Origin of the sequence: Phytoactinopolyspora halotolerans (genome assembly GCF_010550675.1) — a bacterium.
GTDB classification, from domain to species: Bacteria; Actinomycetota; Actinomycetes; order Jiangellales; family Jiangellaceae; genus Phytoactinopolyspora; species Phytoactinopolyspora halotolerans.
Map to the genome: position 1 here is coordinate 341,562 of NZ_JAAGOA010000003.1, position 15,124 is coordinate 356,685.

11 protein-coding genes are annotated in these 15,124 nt (G+C 68.6%); 5 read left to right on the top strand and 6 right to left on the bottom strand.

Annotated features, from left to right (window positions below):
* Nucleotides 1-35: 35 nt before the first annotated feature.
* Entirely contained in the window at nucleotides 36-1,817 is a 1,782-nt protein-coding gene (locus G1H10_RS06075) for an acetyl/propionyl/methylcrotonyl-CoA carboxylase subunit alpha (protein WP_216852946.1), read from the bottom strand.
* Between the two features lie 281 nt (nucleotides 1,818-2,098).
* On the opposite strand from G1H10_RS06075, the gene G1H10_RS06080 reads away from it, so the two are divergent.
* Both G1H10_RS06080 and G1H10_RS06085 read left to right on the top strand, forming a co-directional pair.
* Entirely contained in the window at nucleotides 2,099-3,265 is a 1,167-nt protein-coding gene (locus tag G1H10_RS06080) for an acyl-CoA dehydrogenase family protein (RefSeq protein WP_163734135.1), read from the top strand.
* A gap of 66 nt (nucleotides 3,266-3,331) precedes the next feature.
* Entirely contained in the window at nucleotides 3,332-4,891 is a 1,560-nt protein-coding gene (locus tag G1H10_RS06085; RefSeq protein WP_174264089.1) for an acyl-CoA carboxylase subunit beta, read from the top strand.
* A 22-nt stretch (nucleotides 4,892-4,913) separates the two neighbouring features.
* On the opposite strand, the gene G1H10_RS06090 is transcribed toward G1H10_RS06085, so the two are convergent.
* Together G1H10_RS06090 and G1H10_RS06095 are read right to left on the bottom strand one after the other, a co-directional pair.
* Nucleotides 4,914-5,618 (bottom strand): Maf family protein, encoded by a 705-nt coding sequence (locus G1H10_RS06090; protein WP_163734141.1) that lies wholly within the window; start codon nucleotides 5,616-5,618, stop codon nucleotides 4,914-4,916.
* 168 nt (nucleotides 5,619-5,786) lie between these two features.
* On the bottom strand, nucleotides 5,787-7,478 hold the full coding sequence (locus G1H10_RS06095; protein ID WP_163734144.1) for a DUF885 domain-containing protein: 1,692 nt from the start codon (nucleotides 7,476-7,478) through the stop codon (nucleotides 5,787-5,789).
* A 208-nt stretch (nucleotides 7,479-7,686) separates the two neighbouring features.
* Between G1H10_RS06095 and G1H10_RS06100 the strand changes: the two genes are divergently transcribed.
* Nucleotides 7,687-8,136, top strand: coding sequence for a hypothetical protein (locus G1H10_RS06100; protein ID WP_163734147.1), 450 nt, complete (start codon nucleotides 7,687-7,689; stop codon nucleotides 8,134-8,136).
* 142 nt (nucleotides 8,137-8,278) lie between these two features.
* Here G1H10_RS06100 and G1H10_RS06105 read toward each other — a convergent pair whose 3' ends face one another.
* Nucleotides 8,279-8,518 (bottom strand): acyl-CoA carboxylase subunit epsilon, encoded by a 240-nt coding sequence (locus G1H10_RS06105; protein WP_174264091.1) that lies wholly within the window; start codon nucleotides 8,516-8,518, stop codon nucleotides 8,279-8,281.
* A 122-nt stretch (nucleotides 8,519-8,640) separates the two neighbouring features.
* Between G1H10_RS06105 and G1H10_RS06110 the strand changes: the two genes are divergently transcribed.
* On the top strand, nucleotides 8,641-9,204 hold the full coding sequence (locus G1H10_RS06110) for a dihydrofolate reductase family protein (RefSeq protein WP_163734150.1): 564 nt from the start codon (nucleotides 8,641-8,643) through the stop codon (nucleotides 9,202-9,204).
* 104 nt (nucleotides 9,205-9,308) lie between these two features.
* On the opposite strand, the gene G1H10_RS06115 is transcribed toward G1H10_RS06110, so the two are convergent.
* Nucleotides 9,309-10,898, bottom strand: coding sequence for an acyl-CoA carboxylase subunit beta (locus G1H10_RS06115; protein ID WP_163734153.1), 1,590 nt, complete (start codon nucleotides 10,896-10,898; stop codon nucleotides 9,309-9,311).
* A gap of 123 nt (nucleotides 10,899-11,021) precedes the next feature.
* Nucleotides 11,022-12,044: a hypothetical protein gene (locus G1H10_RS06120; RefSeq protein WP_163734156.1), complete on the bottom strand. Its 1,023-nt coding sequence runs from the start codon at nucleotides 12,042-12,044 to the stop codon at nucleotides 11,022-11,024.
* Nucleotides 12,045-12,457: 413 nt separating this feature from the next.
* On the opposite strand from G1H10_RS06120, the gene G1H10_RS06125 reads away from it, so the two are divergent.
* Nucleotides 12,458-15,061, top strand: a complete 2,604-nt coding sequence (locus G1H10_RS06125; protein ID WP_163734496.1) for a phosphoenolpyruvate carboxylase — start codon at nucleotides 12,458-12,460, stop codon at nucleotides 15,059-15,061.
* Nucleotides 15,062-15,124 lie beyond the last annotated feature (63 nt).

Below are 15,124 nucleotides of genomic sequence, written 5' to 3' on the forward strand. Positions count from 1 at the left end.
TCAAGTGTTGGGTAACTGCGCGGCGGGCGGGCTACCTAATCCTTGATCTCGCAGATCACGGCTCCGTTGGCGACCGTCGCGCCGACCTGGGCGGACAACCCGGACACGGTGCCGGCTTTGTGCGCGTTCAACGGCTGTTCCATCTTCATCGCCTCCAGGACGACGATGGGTTCGCCCTCGGCCACCTGCTGACCGTCCTCGGCCACCACCTTGATGATGGTGCCCTGCATCGGAGAGACGAGGGCGTCGCCGCTGACGGCGGTGGTTCCGGCGCTACCCGCCTGCCGGCGCACCGGCTTGCGGGCGGCGGGTGCGGCGGCGGAGGAGGACGACGACGCTCCGAGCCCTTCCGGCAGCACCACCTCGAGCCGCTTGCCGTTCACCTCGACCGTGATCCGTTCCCGAGCCGCTGCCTCGCCCGGCTCCGCCTGACCTGCGCGGAAAGGCTGGACCGTGTTCTGCCATTCGGTCTCGATCCACCGGGTGTGCACCTCGAACGGCTTGTCCGGCTCCTGCGGGGCGAAGGCGGGGTCGTCGAGCACCGCCCGGTGGAACGGGATGACCGTGGCCAGACCGTCGACCTCGAACTCGGCAAGCGCGCGCCGGGCCCGCTGGATCGCCTGCCTTCGGTCGGCGCCGGTGACGACCAGCTTCGCCAGCAACGAGTCGAAGTTCTGCCCGATGACGCTGCCGGCCACCACACCCGCATCGAGCCGGACACCCGGACCCGACGGCGGATCGAACCTGGTCACCGGCCCTGGAGTAGGCAAGAAGTTCTGCCCGGCATCCTCGCCGTTGATGCGGAACTCGATCGAATGCCCGCGCACCTGCGGGTCGTCGTAGCCGAGCTCTTCCCCTTCGGCGACGCGGAACATCTCACGCACCAGGTCGATCCCGGTGACCTCTTCGGTGACCGGGTGTTCGACCTGCAGCCGGGTGTTGACCTCCAGAAAGGAGATCGTGCCGTCGGCGCCGACCAGGAACTCGCAGGTCCCCGCGCCGACGTAGCCGGCACCGCGCAGGATCGCCTTCGACGCCCGGTACAGCTGAGCGTTCTGTGCCTCGGTGAGGAACGGTGCCGGCGCCTCTTCCACCAGCTTCTGGTGCCGACGCTGCAGCGAGCAGTCACGAGTGGAGACCACCACGACGTTGCCGTGCTGGTCGGCCAGGCACTGGGTCTCCACATGGCGGGGCCGGTCCAGGTAGCGCTCGACGAAGCACTCGCCGCGGCCGAACGCGGCCACCGCCTCACGCACCGCCGACTCGTACTGGGAGGCGACCTCGTCCAGCGTGCGCGCCACCTTCAACCCACGGCCGCCGCCGCCGAAGGCCGCCTTGATCGCGATCGGAAGCCCGTGCTCCTCGGCGAAGGCCACCACCTCGTCGGCACCGGAGACCGGGTCGGCGGTGCCGGCCACCAGCGGCGCGCCGGCCCGTTGCGCGATGTGCCGGGCGCTCACCTTGTCGCCCAGCGCGCGGATCGCCTCCGGCGGCGGCCCGATCCAGGTCAGTCCGGCGTCGATCACCGCCTGCGCGAAGTCCGCGTTCTCGGCCAGGAAGCCGTAGCCGGGATGGACCGAGTCGGCACCGGAGCGGGCGGCGACATCCAACAGCTTCTGGATATCCAGGTAGGTCTCGGCCGCGGTCTCACCGCCCAGGGCATACGCCTCGTCCGCCAGCCGGGTGTGAACAGCGTCGCGATCGGAGTCGGCGTAGACAGCCACGCTGCCACGGCCGGCGTCCTTGCACGCACGGATCACCCGCACCGCGATCTCACCGCGATTGGCGATCAGCACCTTGGTGACGCTGCGATTCACGACCTCTCCCTTCCATCGCCTGCGCAACAGGCTATCTGACCGGGACGCGGCGATTCGTACTCATGCGTCCTCGCCGCCGCTGCCCGCCTCGATGACGGTGACCCGCAGCGGCGAGGATACTGCTACCGCACGCGCGCGCGAGATGGCGTAACGTCGGCTGCAGAGGTGGCCAGGCCCTGCGGCGGCGTGCGATCGACCATCGGCTCGCCGGCGCCGTGCCCGACGCCGTTCAACCGAGCCGACATGGGCCACAAGCCCAGGCGTGCAGGAAGGTAGGGACAATGCCGTTCGAGCTTTCCGCCGAGCATGAGGACTTCCGCAAGGTCGTGCGTGACTTCGCCGAGGGCGAGGTGGCTCCGCACGCGGCGCAATGGGACGCCGAGCACAGATTCCCGCTGGGAACCGTGCAGGCGATGGGTGCGCTCGGGTTGTTCGGCCTGACCGCACCCGAGGAATACGGGGGTTCCGGTGGGGACCTGACCAGCCTGTGCGTGGCGATCGAAGAGATCGGCCGGGTCGATCAGTCGCTCGGCATCACGCTGGAGGCCGCGGTGGGTCTCGGAATCAACCCCATCCTGACGTACGGCACCGATGAGCAGAAGCAGCGCTGGCTGCCGGATCTGGTGACCGGGCGCGCGCTGGCCGGCTTCGGGTTGACCGAGCCGGGTTCCGGTTCCGACGCGGGAGCGACCGCCACCCGAGCGGTGCTGGACGGCGACGAGTGGGTCATCGACGGCGCCAAGCAGTTCATCACCAACTCCGGCACCGAGATCACCTCGTGTGTGACCGTCACCGCCGTCACCGGCGAGGAGGAATCGGGCAGGCCGGAGATCTCCACCATCATCGTGCCGTCCGGCACCGCCGGCTTCACCGTGGAGCCCGCCTACGACAAGCTGGGCTGGCGCGCGTCGGACACCCACCCGCTGACGTTCACCGGCTGCCGGGTGCCCGCCGACCACCTCCTGGGCGTCCGCGGCCAGGGCTTCGCGCAGTTCCTGGCGAGCCTCGACGACGGCCGGATCGCGATCGCGGCGCTCGCGGTTGGCTGCATCCAGGCGATGGTGGACGCGTCGCTCGGCTACGCCAAGGAACGTGTGGCGTTCGGCCGACCGATCGGGAGTAACCAGGGGCTGGCCTTCCAGATCGCCGACCTCGAGGTCATGGCGGAGTCGGCGCGGCTGCTCACCTACCGGGCCGCCGCGATGCGCGATGCGGGCCGGCCCCGAGACGACGTCAAACGGGCTGCGGCCGTGGCGAAGCTGCACGCCACCGAGTCGGCCGTGACCGCCACCCGGATCGCGACCCAGGTGCACGGCGGATACGGCTTCATGGAGGAATACCCGGTGGCCCGGTTCTACCGGGACGCGAAGATCCTGGAGATCGGGGAGGGCACCAGCGAGATCCAACGGCTGCTGATCGCCCGCGGCCTCGGGCTGCCGGTCGAATGACGCAACCACCCTTCCCCATGATCATGAACACTTACCGTTCACATAGCACGGTTAATGTTCATGATCATGGGAGACGTGAGACGGAGGTGCGCGTCCGTGGGTGAGGACCATTACGCCGACGTCGCTGCCGCGCGCGACGCGACGCTCACGCCGTCCGACGCGGGCGCGGTGAAGCTGCGGTCGCAGGGCAAGCTTTATGTCCGCGACCGGCTCGCCCTGCTGTTCGACGACGGCACCTTCGTCGAGGACGGTCAGCTGGCGAACGCGAGCGCCGCCGGGTTGCCGGCGGACGGCGTCGTGACCGGGCGCGGCCTGGTGGACGGCCGACCCGCCCTGGTGGTCGCGAACGACCCCACGGTCAAGGCCGGATCCTGGGGCGCACGGACGGTGGAGAAGATCGTCCGGATCACTGAGCTGGCGCTGCGGGAAGAACTGCCGATCTTCTGGTTCGTCGACTCCGGCGGGGCGCGGATCACCGACCAGGTCGAGCTGTTTCCGGGGCGGCGCGGTGCCGGGCGGATCTTCCACAACCAGGTCGCACTGTCCGGAAAGGTCCCGCAGATCTGTTGTCTGTTCGGCCCGAGCGCGGCCGGAGGCGCCTACATTCCGTCGTTCTGCGACGTGGTGATCATGGTGGAGGGCAACGCGTCGATGTATCTGGGTTCGCCGCGGATGGCCGAGATGGTCGTCGGCGAGCGCGTGACCCTGGAGGAGATGGGGGGCGCCCGGATGCACGCCACCGTCTCCGGCTGCGGGGACAACCTCGCCGCCGACGACGCCGACGCGATCGAGCAGGCCAAGGCGGTTTTCTCGTACCTGCCCGGCTCGTGGCGATCGGATCCTCCGTCGTACGCGGCGTCCGCGCCGGTGCGGGCGTTCGACCGTGACCTGGTACCGGAGGACGACGCCACCGGGTACGACATCCACGACGTGCTCGGCGCGTTGCTGGATGAGGACTCGTTCTTCGAGCTCAAACCGCTGTTCGCAGCTGAACTGGTGGTCGGATTCGGGTTGCTGGAGGGGCAGGTGGTGGGCGTCGTCGCCAACCAGCCCGCCGTGAAGGGCGGGGTGTTGTTCGTCGACTCCGCGGACAAGGCGGCCCGGTTCATCTGGATGTGCGACGCGTACAACATCCCGCTGATCTACCTGGCCGACGTGCCCGGCTTCATGATCGGCTCAGCGGTGGAACGCGAAGGCATCATCCGGCATGGCGCCAAGATGATCACCGCGGTGTCGGAGGCGACGGTGCCGACGGTTTCGGTGATCGTCCGCAAGGCCTACGGTGCGGGCCTCTACGCGATGTGCGGCCCGGGGTTCTCGCCGGACGCCTGCCTGGCTCTGCCGACGGCGAAGATCGCGGTCATGGGGCCGGAGGCGGCGATCAACGCGGTGTACTTCAACAAGATCGCCGCCATCGAGGATGAGACCGAGCGCGCCGCCTACGTAGAGAAACTACGTCAGGAGTATGAGGCCGACATCGACATCCTGCGGCTGGCGTCCGATCTGGTGATCGACGCGATCGTCGAACCAGAGCGGCTGCGCGGCGAACTCGTGGCCAGGTTGGCGGCAGCGGCGCGCAAGGACCGGACCTTCTCCGCGCGCCGGCACGGAATCCCGCCGGTGTGAGCAGGCCGGGGCCGCTTTGCGGCTAGCCGTCGGAAGGACGCCGTGGACTCACCGGGCCGTCTGCCATGGTGGGCTTCAGCTCTTCCCGTTTGTCACTGCGCCACAGGCTGGTGATGCCGACGCCGAGGTCAGCGAGCAGGTGGCGCAGCAGTGGGAGGGAGAGGCCGACGACGTTGTGGTGGTCGCCTTCCAGCGTGGTGACGAAGGGGCCGCCCAGCCCGTCGATGGTGAACGCGCCCGCTACCCTGAGCGGCTCGCCGGTGGCGACGTAGGTGTCGATCTCGGCGTCGGAGAGTTCAGCGAACTGGACCTTGGTCGACGCGGTCGAGCCGAGAGCGCCGCCGGTGCCTCCACTCGCGGCCGGGCGCACGTCGACGAGCCAGTGGCCGGTGTGCAGGATCCCGGTCTTGCCGCGCATATTGCGCCACCGCTGGGTGGCCTCGGCGGCGTCGCGTGGCTTCCCGTAGATGGCGCCGCCGAGTTCCAACAGCGAGTCGCAGCCGAGCACCAGGTAGTCACCGGGCATGGCTCCGCTGACCGCCTCACACTTGGCGCGGGCCAGCGTGAGGGCGGCGTCCGGGGGCGTCAGTGGACCGTGCGTGCGTTCGGCGTCCGCCAGCGCACGTTCCTCGTCGACCCCGGGGGCCTGTACGACGGGCTCGATGCCGGCCGAGCGCAGCGTCGCGAGGCGGGCACGTGAGGTGGAGGCGAGTAACAGGCGTGTCACACAACCACACACTACCGAAAAGATGATCACTTCGGGGCGGCAGGGGAGAGAGCTCTGCGGGCAGAATCGGGCCATTGTGGGAGGTATTTCTCGCCAGGTCGCGGGAATCGACCCGCAGAGCTCATTCCCTATCGGTGTGAACCGGCTTGGGCCGGATCGGCAGGAGGTCTAGAGCCGGGCGAGCGCCTCCTGCAGCGGGTCGAGTCCGAGCGTGCCGAGGCTGAGCGCTTGGCGGTGGAACTCCTTGAGGTCGAAGTCGGCTCCCTTGCGACGTCGGGCGTCCTCGCGGGCGGCTATCCAGATCCGCTCGCCGATCTTGTACGACGGCGCCTGACCGGGCCATCCCAGGTAACGGGTGATCTCGAACCGGTTCACCTCGTCGGGCTGGCGGGTGTGGGTGCGGAGGAACTCGTACGCCGCCTCCCCGCTCCACGGCCCAGCTGGCAGCCCGTCGCGCCGCACCACCTCATCGGGAACGTCGAGCTGGAGATGGACGCCGATGTCGATGACGACCCGGGCCGCCCGCAACGCCTGCGCGTCCAGCATGCCCAGCCGGTCTCCCGGGTCGTCGAGGTAGCCGAGGTCGGACATCAGCCGCTCGGCGTACAGCGCCCAGCCCTCGCCGTGTCCGGAGATCCAGCAGAACAGCCGCTGCCACCGGTTGAGTTGCTCCTTGAGGTACGCGACCTGGGCCACCTGCAGGTGGTGGCCGGGAACGCCCTCGTGGAAGACGGTGGTCGTCTCCTGCCAGGTGGAGAACGAGTCGATGCCCTCGGGCACGGACCACCACATCTGGCCGGGGCGGGAGAAGTCCTCGCTCGGTCCGGTGTAGTACATGACCCCGTCCTTGGTCGGGGCGATGCGGCACTCCAGCGTCTGGATGGGCTCGGGAATGTCGAAATGCGTGCCGTTCAGTTCCGCGATGGTCTTGTCCGAAAGGGCCTGCATCCAGGTCCGGAACGGCTCCGCACCGGTGATGTTGCGGGCCGGGTCGGCATCCAGCGCCGCGACGGCGTCGTCGACCGAGCCGCCGGGGACGATCTGGTTCGCCACCTCGGCCATCTCCGCCTCGATCCGATTGAGCTCGGCCAGGCCCCAGGCGTAGGTCTCGTCCAGATCCACCTCGGCGCCCAGGAAGAACCGGCTGGCGATCCGGTACGTGTCGCGCCCGGCATGATCGTGTTGGCGTGCCCGGCCCATCACCTCGTCCGCGAGGTAGCCGGCGAAGTCGGTGAACGCCCCGGACGCGTCTGCGGCAAGCCGGTCGAACTCGGACTTCCTGGCTTCGGGTGCCGGGCCGACGAGCTCGGTGAAGAGCCCATCGGTCGCGACCTGCTTGGCCTGTTCGATCACCGCCTGGACCTGGCGACGCGCGGGCGGCAGTCCGGCGGCGATGTCCGCCTCGATGGTCTGCCGGTAGCGGTCCAGGTTCGGGCCCACGTCTCGCAGCCTGGACGCGATCGCGGCCCACTGCTCGTCGGTGTCCGTCGGCATCAAGTCGAACGCCTCGCGAATGGCGTGCATCGGGCTGGCGATGTTGCTCAGGGTGCGATCCAGCCCGGCGTCATACATCTCCAACGACAGGCCGAGCCGTTCGCGCAGCGCCTCGCCGGCGACACGTTCTCTTTCGTCGCGAGCCACGGCGTCGTCAAGCGCGGCGAGGGTGCGTTTGGCCAGCTCCGCTCGCTCGGCGTATCCGTCCGGGGAGAGGTCGGTCGACTCGGCGTCGTGCCCGGCGACGCCGGCGTATGTCGCCTCGAAGGGATCGAGGCGGACGAGTTCGTCGACGTATCGATCGGCGACGTCGTCGACGGTCACTCGGTTCGCGGTGGTGGAAGGCTGCGAGGGAGCATCGTTCATGCAGGCACACTACGTGTCCCCGACCTGCCCGTCATCCGCATTTCCGCGCCGACGGGAGCGGTCTGCAGCGGCGTAAACGACGTCTAGTGAAGGTGTGGACAGCTGAATGCGTTCATGCACGGTTATCCACAGTCATGCGTAGCTGGTTGCACGTCATCCGTGCGGTGGGAGATCGTCGTACCATGAGAAACGAAAGGAGCGGCGCCTCATGAACGACGCGCAGATCTGGACGGTCATCGGCGGTTTCCTGGCCGTGGCCGTCGCCATGTCCGGGATGGTCGTGCGCACGGTCGGCAGCGAGATCCGGGCGGTACGTGGCGACATCAGGGGGCTGCGCGGTGAGATGAACGCCCAACTGGGCGGTCTGCGTGGAGAGATGCATGCGGAGATCGGCGGCCTGCGTAGCGAAATGCATGCGGAGATCGGCGGCTTACGCAGTGAGGTGCATGCGGAGATCGGCGGTCTACGCAGTGAGGTGCATGCGGAGATCGGCGGTCTACGCAGTGAGATGCGCGCCGGGATCGGTGGTCTGCGCGGTGAGATGAATGCCCGCTTCGAAGCTGTCGACGTTCGGTTCAATTCCGTGGACCGCAGGCTGGACGGGCTCGATAGCGATGTCCAGGCGCTCACCCGGCGAGTACGGGATGACGGCCCATGACGCCTCTGGAGCCTGCATACGGTCCTTGAGACAGCGCGCTCATGGGCATTGAAGCGAAGCTCCCAGCGACGGTCTGCGCACCCGCTTCGGGTCGCGTATGCACTGCCGGCTGTGGTCCTCGGTTCGCGGGACGTTCGCGGGCTCACCGTGGGAGGGCACTGGCACGCCAAGCGCCCGGGCCCGGACGCGGTGGCGTGCGGACGGTGCGCCAGTAGGCGGCCCAGGTCGACGGCCGCGCCCGCGAAGCGTCGGCGGGTGAGACAGCCGCGGCTTTGGCGGCCAGGACGGCGGTCAGCGCGGCGACCTCCTCGTCCGTCGGCTCACCCTTGACCACGCGCACCAACGGTTCCGCCGGGCTGGACACGTCCGCTTCCTTGCTCATACCGAAGAAGTCTAGGACGCCGACCAGGTCGAGGAGACGCGCCGGGCAGCGTAGTGATGAGTTTCGCCGGCGACCGTGGTCAGACTCTGCGCCAGGTACTTCATGACTCGCGAGGAGAAGACATGGGCAAGGTTGTGTACTCGATGAACGTCTCAGCCGATGGTTACATTGAGGATCCGGACGGGACCATCGGGTTCACCGCGCCGGACGACGAGATTCACCAGATGTGGAACGAGCAGACGCGGCAGACATCCGCGTTCCTGTTCGGCCGTCGCCTCTACGAGATGATGGAGGAGCCATGGAGGACCGTGGCGAGCCGCGACGACGCGTCCGAGGTCGAGAAGGAGTTCGCCCGGATTTACCTGGACACTCCGCGGATCGTGTTCTCCGACACGATCGAGGCCGTCCCCGACGGGGTACGCCTGGTGCGCAGCGGGGATGCCGTCGCCGAAGCGGCACGGTTGAAAGAGCAGGTCGATGGCGAACTCGATCTGGGCGGCCCCGGACTCGCCGCGTCGTTGATCGACCTGATCGACGAGTTCCGGCTCTGCGTCGTGCCGATCACGGTGGGCGGCGGCAAGCCGTTCTTCCCGGTCGGTAAGAAGCTCAACCTGCGGTTGGCCGAGCAGCGCGTATTCGCCTCTGGCGCCGTCTACCTGTGTTACGAGCACCTCGGCCGAGGTTGATCGGCGAAAACCGGAACACGCGCATGTCGTCGACGGCTCGACATCTCCTCGGGCCGGTGACCCAGAGTCGCTTGTGCACCTGCGTCGGGCAATGCGGCGGCCGGTCAGAGGGGGATGTTGCCGTGCTTCTTCGGTGGCAATGTCTCCCGCTTGGTACGCAGCGCGCGTAGTGCCTGGGCGACGGCGGAGCGGGTGCGCGACGGTTCGATGACGGCGTCGACGTAGCCGTACTCGGCCGCGGTGTACGGGTTGGCGAGCGTGTCCTCGTACTCGGTGATGAGCTCGGCGCGGCGCGCGTCCGGGTCCTCGTGTTCGGCGAGCTCACGCCGGTAGAGGATGTTCACCGCGCCCTGCGCGCCCATCACGGCGATCTGCGCCGTCGGCCACGCCAGGTTCACATCGGCGCCGAGGTGCTTGGATCCCATCACGTCGTAGGCGCCGCCGTATGCCTTGCGGGTGATCACCGTGACCAGCGGCACGGTCGCCTCCGCGTAGGCGTAGATCAGCTTGGCGCCGCGCCGGATGATGCCGCTGAACTCCTGGTTCGTCCCGGGCAGGAATCCGGGCACGTCGACGAAGGTCAACACCGGGATGTTGAACGCATCACAGGTGCGCACGAACCGCGCCGCCTTCTCCGAGGCGTCGATGTCCAGTGTGCCGGCCAGATGCATCGGCTGATTGGCCACGATGCCGACCGAGTGCCCGCCGATGCGCCCGAACCCGACCACGATGTTCGCCGCGAACAGCGGCTGCACCTCGAGGAATTCGTCATCGTCCAAGACAGTCTCGATCACCTGGTGCATGTCGTACGGCTGGTTCGGGCTGTCCGGGATCAGCGTGTCCAGCGTCCGGTCGTGGTCGGTGACCTCGTAGACCGGTTCGGAGACCTCGTACGTCGGCGGCTCGTCCAGGTTGTTCTGCGGCAGATAGGACAGCAGCTCCTTGACGTAATCGATGGCGTCCGCCTCGTCCGAGCCCATGTAGTGCGCGTTGCCGCTGCGGGTGTTGTGCGTGTGCGCCCCGCCCAGCTCCTCCATGGTGACGTCCTCGCCGGTCACCGCCCGGATCACGTCCGGACCGGTGATGAACATCTGTGAGGTCTGATCCACCATCACGGTGAAGTCGGTCAGCGCCGGTGAATAGACGTGTCCGCCGGCGGCTGCGCCCATGATCAGCGAGATCTGCGGGATGACCCCGGAGGCGAGCGTGTTGCGCCGGAAGATCTCCCCGTACAGGCCGAGGGAGACCACGCCCTCCTGGATCCGTGCCCCGCCGCCCTCGTTGATCCCGATCAGCGGGCACCCGGTCTTCAGGGCGAAATCGATGATCTTGACGATCTTCTCCCCGTACACCTGACCCAGGCTGCCGCCGAACACGGTCACGTCCTGGCTGAACACCGCCACCTGGCGGCCGTCGACGGTGCCGATGCCGGTGACCACCCCGTCCCCGTACGGGCGGTTCTTCTCCATCCCGAACATGGTGGAGCGGTGCCGGGCCAGCTCGTCGAACTCCACGAACGACCCCTCGTCCAGCAGCATCGCGATCCGCTCGCGGGCCGTCTGCTTGCCCCGCGCATGCTGCTTCTCGACGGCGCGCGCCGAGCCCGCATGTACCGCTTCCTCCATGCGGTTGCGTAGGTCGGCGATCTTGCCCGCGGTGGTGTGGATGTCCGGGCCGTCGTGGCTGGCGGTCATGGATCCCTCCGGTCGCTGGTCCCCCAGCAGGGTAGACCAGAACACGACGGCGGCGTTGCGACGAACCTCACGCGCTGCGCGTATGACCCAGTGACCTCGAACACTCGTGCAGCGCGCGGCCTCTCAACCGGCGGACGGGTACCCGAGTGCCAAACCGGGGAGATCATCGGTCATCGCCATCTGGAAGATGGTGATCGCGAACGCCTCCGGTGTCAGGCTCATCTCCACCCGCGCGATGTGCTCGTCGTCCACGACGGTCACCTCGGGCTCGGTGAAGTAGTCCGAGTACGGCCGCCGATTCGACGTGGTCTCGCCCGATGCCACCGCCTGTTCCATGTCGGCGCCGATGTCCTCTGCTTCCTCGGGGGAGCCGGTCACTGCGCACACGACGCCGACCGGGACGTCCGGGTCATCACCCTCCTGCCGAACGCCGACGGCGGCCGGTGTCGGGTCAGCCTGGATGAACTGGGCGGCCAGCACGTCGCCGAGGCAATCGGCGAGGCTGCCGACGGTCGGTTCGTCGGTCAAACTGGTCCCGTCCGAGTCGACGACGGAGAGGTCCGCGTCGATGCCGCCCACAACGACGTCGGCGTCGACGGCCCTGACCTGGGGCGCGGCCAGGGTGACCGGTTGCGTGACATCGTTCTCGGCGGCGAGAACGTCGTCGCCGGACCAGCCGGCGGCAGTGGCCGCGGAGGCGACGTCGTCCGCGTCCTGGCCGCCGATCACCATCGAGACGAAGGACGGCGGTGCACCTACGGTGACGAGGGCGTCGGCCGAGTCCAGATCGATCCCGAGCACCTCCGGTAGCTGATCACGGTGCTGGTAGAGCGCGTCCGCGCCCCAGCCCGTGAGGCTGCCCCAGACGCCCTCGAAGGTGCCGCCGGAGGCTTCGGCGATGCGGGCGGCGTCCCCGAAGCTGATGAACGTCGCGGTCGACGACGTCGCTTCGATCCGGTCGAGAGCCTGGTGCAGGGCCGTTCCTGTAGAGCGGCGCTCGCCGTCGCCGCCTGTAGAACCGGGCGCGCCATCGTCGTCATCACCGCATGCTGTCACTGTGGCGGCCAGCAACAGCGGGACCGTCAGCACGATGCTCCGGCGCCGGTCGCGGCTGGAGGCCCTGGTTGTCCTGCGCTTCGAACTCACGGCGAGAACCCTAGCGTGCCGCCCGGACGGGGCAGCGCCGTCTCCAGCGCGCCCGATTCCGTCCACCATCTCACCGCCTTTGCAATGCACACATATACGCAACACCCGCCGCGCTTCGTATATGGATCGTCGTGCGCGCACGTATAGCGGCCACCGGATGCTCACGTGTACATACGCCAAGCGCACGCACCCGTATGCGGACCATCGGGTGCCCAACATGCGGAACGTCAACCGTTGCGTATATGTGTGCATTGCAAAGGCACGCGAACCCGCAGTGTCACTGTGGAGCGGGTGCTGCAGCCGGATCTGGACCGTCGGGGTGCCCGGCTGACTTTAGGGCCGGACGGTCGAAGCCGTACGCTAGGCGCGTGTCTCCTACCGCAACCGGTTCCCGCGAGGCTGCCCGCTTTGAGATGCCGGACGCACTCCGTGCTGACGTCCGCGCACTCGGCGAGGCCCTCGGACAAGTGCTACGTGAGTACGGCGGCCAAGCTCTGCTCGATGACGTCGAGCATCTGCGCGAGCTGGTCATAGCCTCACACCACGAGGATCAAACCGTCGCCGACGACGCAGCCACTCAGGCGGAGCGGCTGGTCGATTCGTGGCCGCTTGAGCGGTGCGAGGAAGTCGCCCGGGCCTTCACCGTCTACTTCCACCTGGTCAACGCCGCCGAGGAATACCACCGCATCCGTGCCCTGCGCGCGGGCGACAGCGGCGACACCAGGGCGTCCGGCGCCACGGCACAGGCCATAGCCGAGATCTCCGCGAAGGCCGGAGAAGACGAGGTCGGCGCGTTGCTCGCCGGACTGGAGTTCCGGCCCGTCCTGACCGCACATCCGACAGAGGCGCGCAGACGTGCCATCGTGAACGCGATCCGCAACGTCGCGCAGCTCCTCGAGCGCCGGGACGATCCACGCCTCGGCACCTCGGAGGCCGCCGAGACGCACCGCCTGATGCTGGAAAGCGTCGACGTCCTGTGGCGCACGGCTCCGTTGCGGGCGGAGCGCCCGGGTCCGCTGGACGAGGTCCGCACCGCGATGTCGGCCTTCGACGACGTTCTCTTCCACGTGGTGCCGCAGGTGTACCGCCGGGCCAACGCCGCGCTGGGTGACGATGCCGAGGTGCGCGCACCCCGGGTGCCGGCATTCGTGCGGCTCGGCTCGTGGATCGGCGGCGATCGGGACGGCAACCCGAACGTGACCTCGTCGATCACCCGGCAGGCGATGGCGATCCAGTCCGACCACGTGCTCGACGCACTGGAGTCGGCCTGTGCCCGGGTGGGCCGCGGGCTGACGCTGGATGCGTCGACGACGCCGCCGTCGCCGGAGGTCAGCCGGATGCTGACGGACGCGGAGGCGAGCCAGCCGGAGCTGTATGCGGATCTGGCGGCCCGCTCGCCGAACGAGCCGCACCGGATCGCGCTGCTGTATGCCGCGGCGCGCGTGGCGGCGACCAAACGGCGCGACGCGGACCTCGCCTATGAGGGTGCGTCGGAGCTCCTCGAGGAGCTCCGCACAGTGCAGGCGAGCCTGGTTCAGGCGGGCGCGGCCCGGCAGGCCTATGGCGAACTGCAGAGCCTGGTCTGGCAGGTGGAGTCGTTCGGCTTCCACCTCGCCGAGCTCGAGGTCCGGCAGCACAGCGCCGTACACCGGGCAGCGCTGCAGGAGATCGAGGCCGGCGGGGAGTTGTCCGAGCGCACCCAGGAGGTGCTGGCGACCATCCGGGTGATGGCGCAGATCCAGGCCCGCTTCGGCGCGGACGCCTGCCGTCGTTACGTGGTCTCCTTCACCCAGTCCGCCGAGGACGTGGCCACGGTGTACACACTGGTCCGGCACGCCCTGGACGGCAGGGCCATGGCGCTGGACGTCGTTCCGCTCTTCGAGACCGGTGCCGACCTGGAGGCGTCGGTATCGGTGCTGGAGGGTGTCCTGGAGCTCCCGCAGGTGCAGGCCCGGTTGGACGAGACCGACCGCCGGTACGAAGTGATGCTCGGATACTCCGACTCGGCGAAGGACGTCGGCCCGGTCTCGGCGACGCTGAAGCTGTACGACGCCCAGGCGAGGCTGGCCGAGTGGGCCGCGCGGAACAAGATCACGCTGACCATGTTCCACGGTCGTGGCGGCGCACTCGGTCGCGGCGGAGGCCCGGCCAACCGCGCCGTGCTGGCACAGGCGCCCGGCTCCGTCGACGGCCGGTTCAAGCTGACCGAACAGGGTGAGGTCATCTTCGCTCGGTATGGCAACCGGGCCATCGCCCGCCGGCACATCGAGCAGGTGACCTCGGCGGTGCTGCTGGCCTCGACTCCGAACGTGGAGGAACGGGCACGGGACGCCGCCGTGGAGTTCGCCGAATTGGCCGCTACCCTGGACGCCGCCGCCAAGGACGCGTATCACGCCCTGGTACGCAGCGAAGGCTTCCCGGAGTGGTTCGCGCGGGTAACCCCATTGGAGGAAGTGGGCGCCCTGCCGCTGGGCTCCCGTCCGGCGAGGCGCGGATTGACCGTGTCGTCGCTGGATGACCTGCGCGCCATCCCGTGGGTCTTCTCCTGGGCACAGACCCGGGCCAACCTTCCGGGCTGGTTCGGCCTCGGCACCGGTCTGGCGGCCGTGGGCGACCTGGACCTGCTCCGCCGCGCCCGCGACACCTGGCCGCTGTTCACCGTGATGCTGGAGAACGCCGAGATGTCACTGGCCAAGACGGACCGGCGGATCGCGGCGCAGTATCTCGCCCTGGGCAACCGCCCGGAGCTGACCGAGATGATCCTCGCCGAGCATGCACTGACCACGGAGTGGGTGCTGAACGTCACCGAGCACAGCCGGCTGCTGGAAGACCGGCGCGTGCTCAGCCGCGCGGTCGCGTTGCGCAACCCGTACGTGGATGCGCTGAGTTACCTCCAGGTGCGCGCACTGCGCACGCTGCGCTCCGGAGAGGACGGCGCGGTCGACGAACACCGCGTGCGCCAGTTGCTCCAGATCAGCGTGAACGGCGTCGCCGCCGGCCTGCAGAACACCGGCTGACCCGCCGCCGCTCCCCGATGATCATGAACGGTTGCCGTGCTATATGAACGGCAACCGTTCATG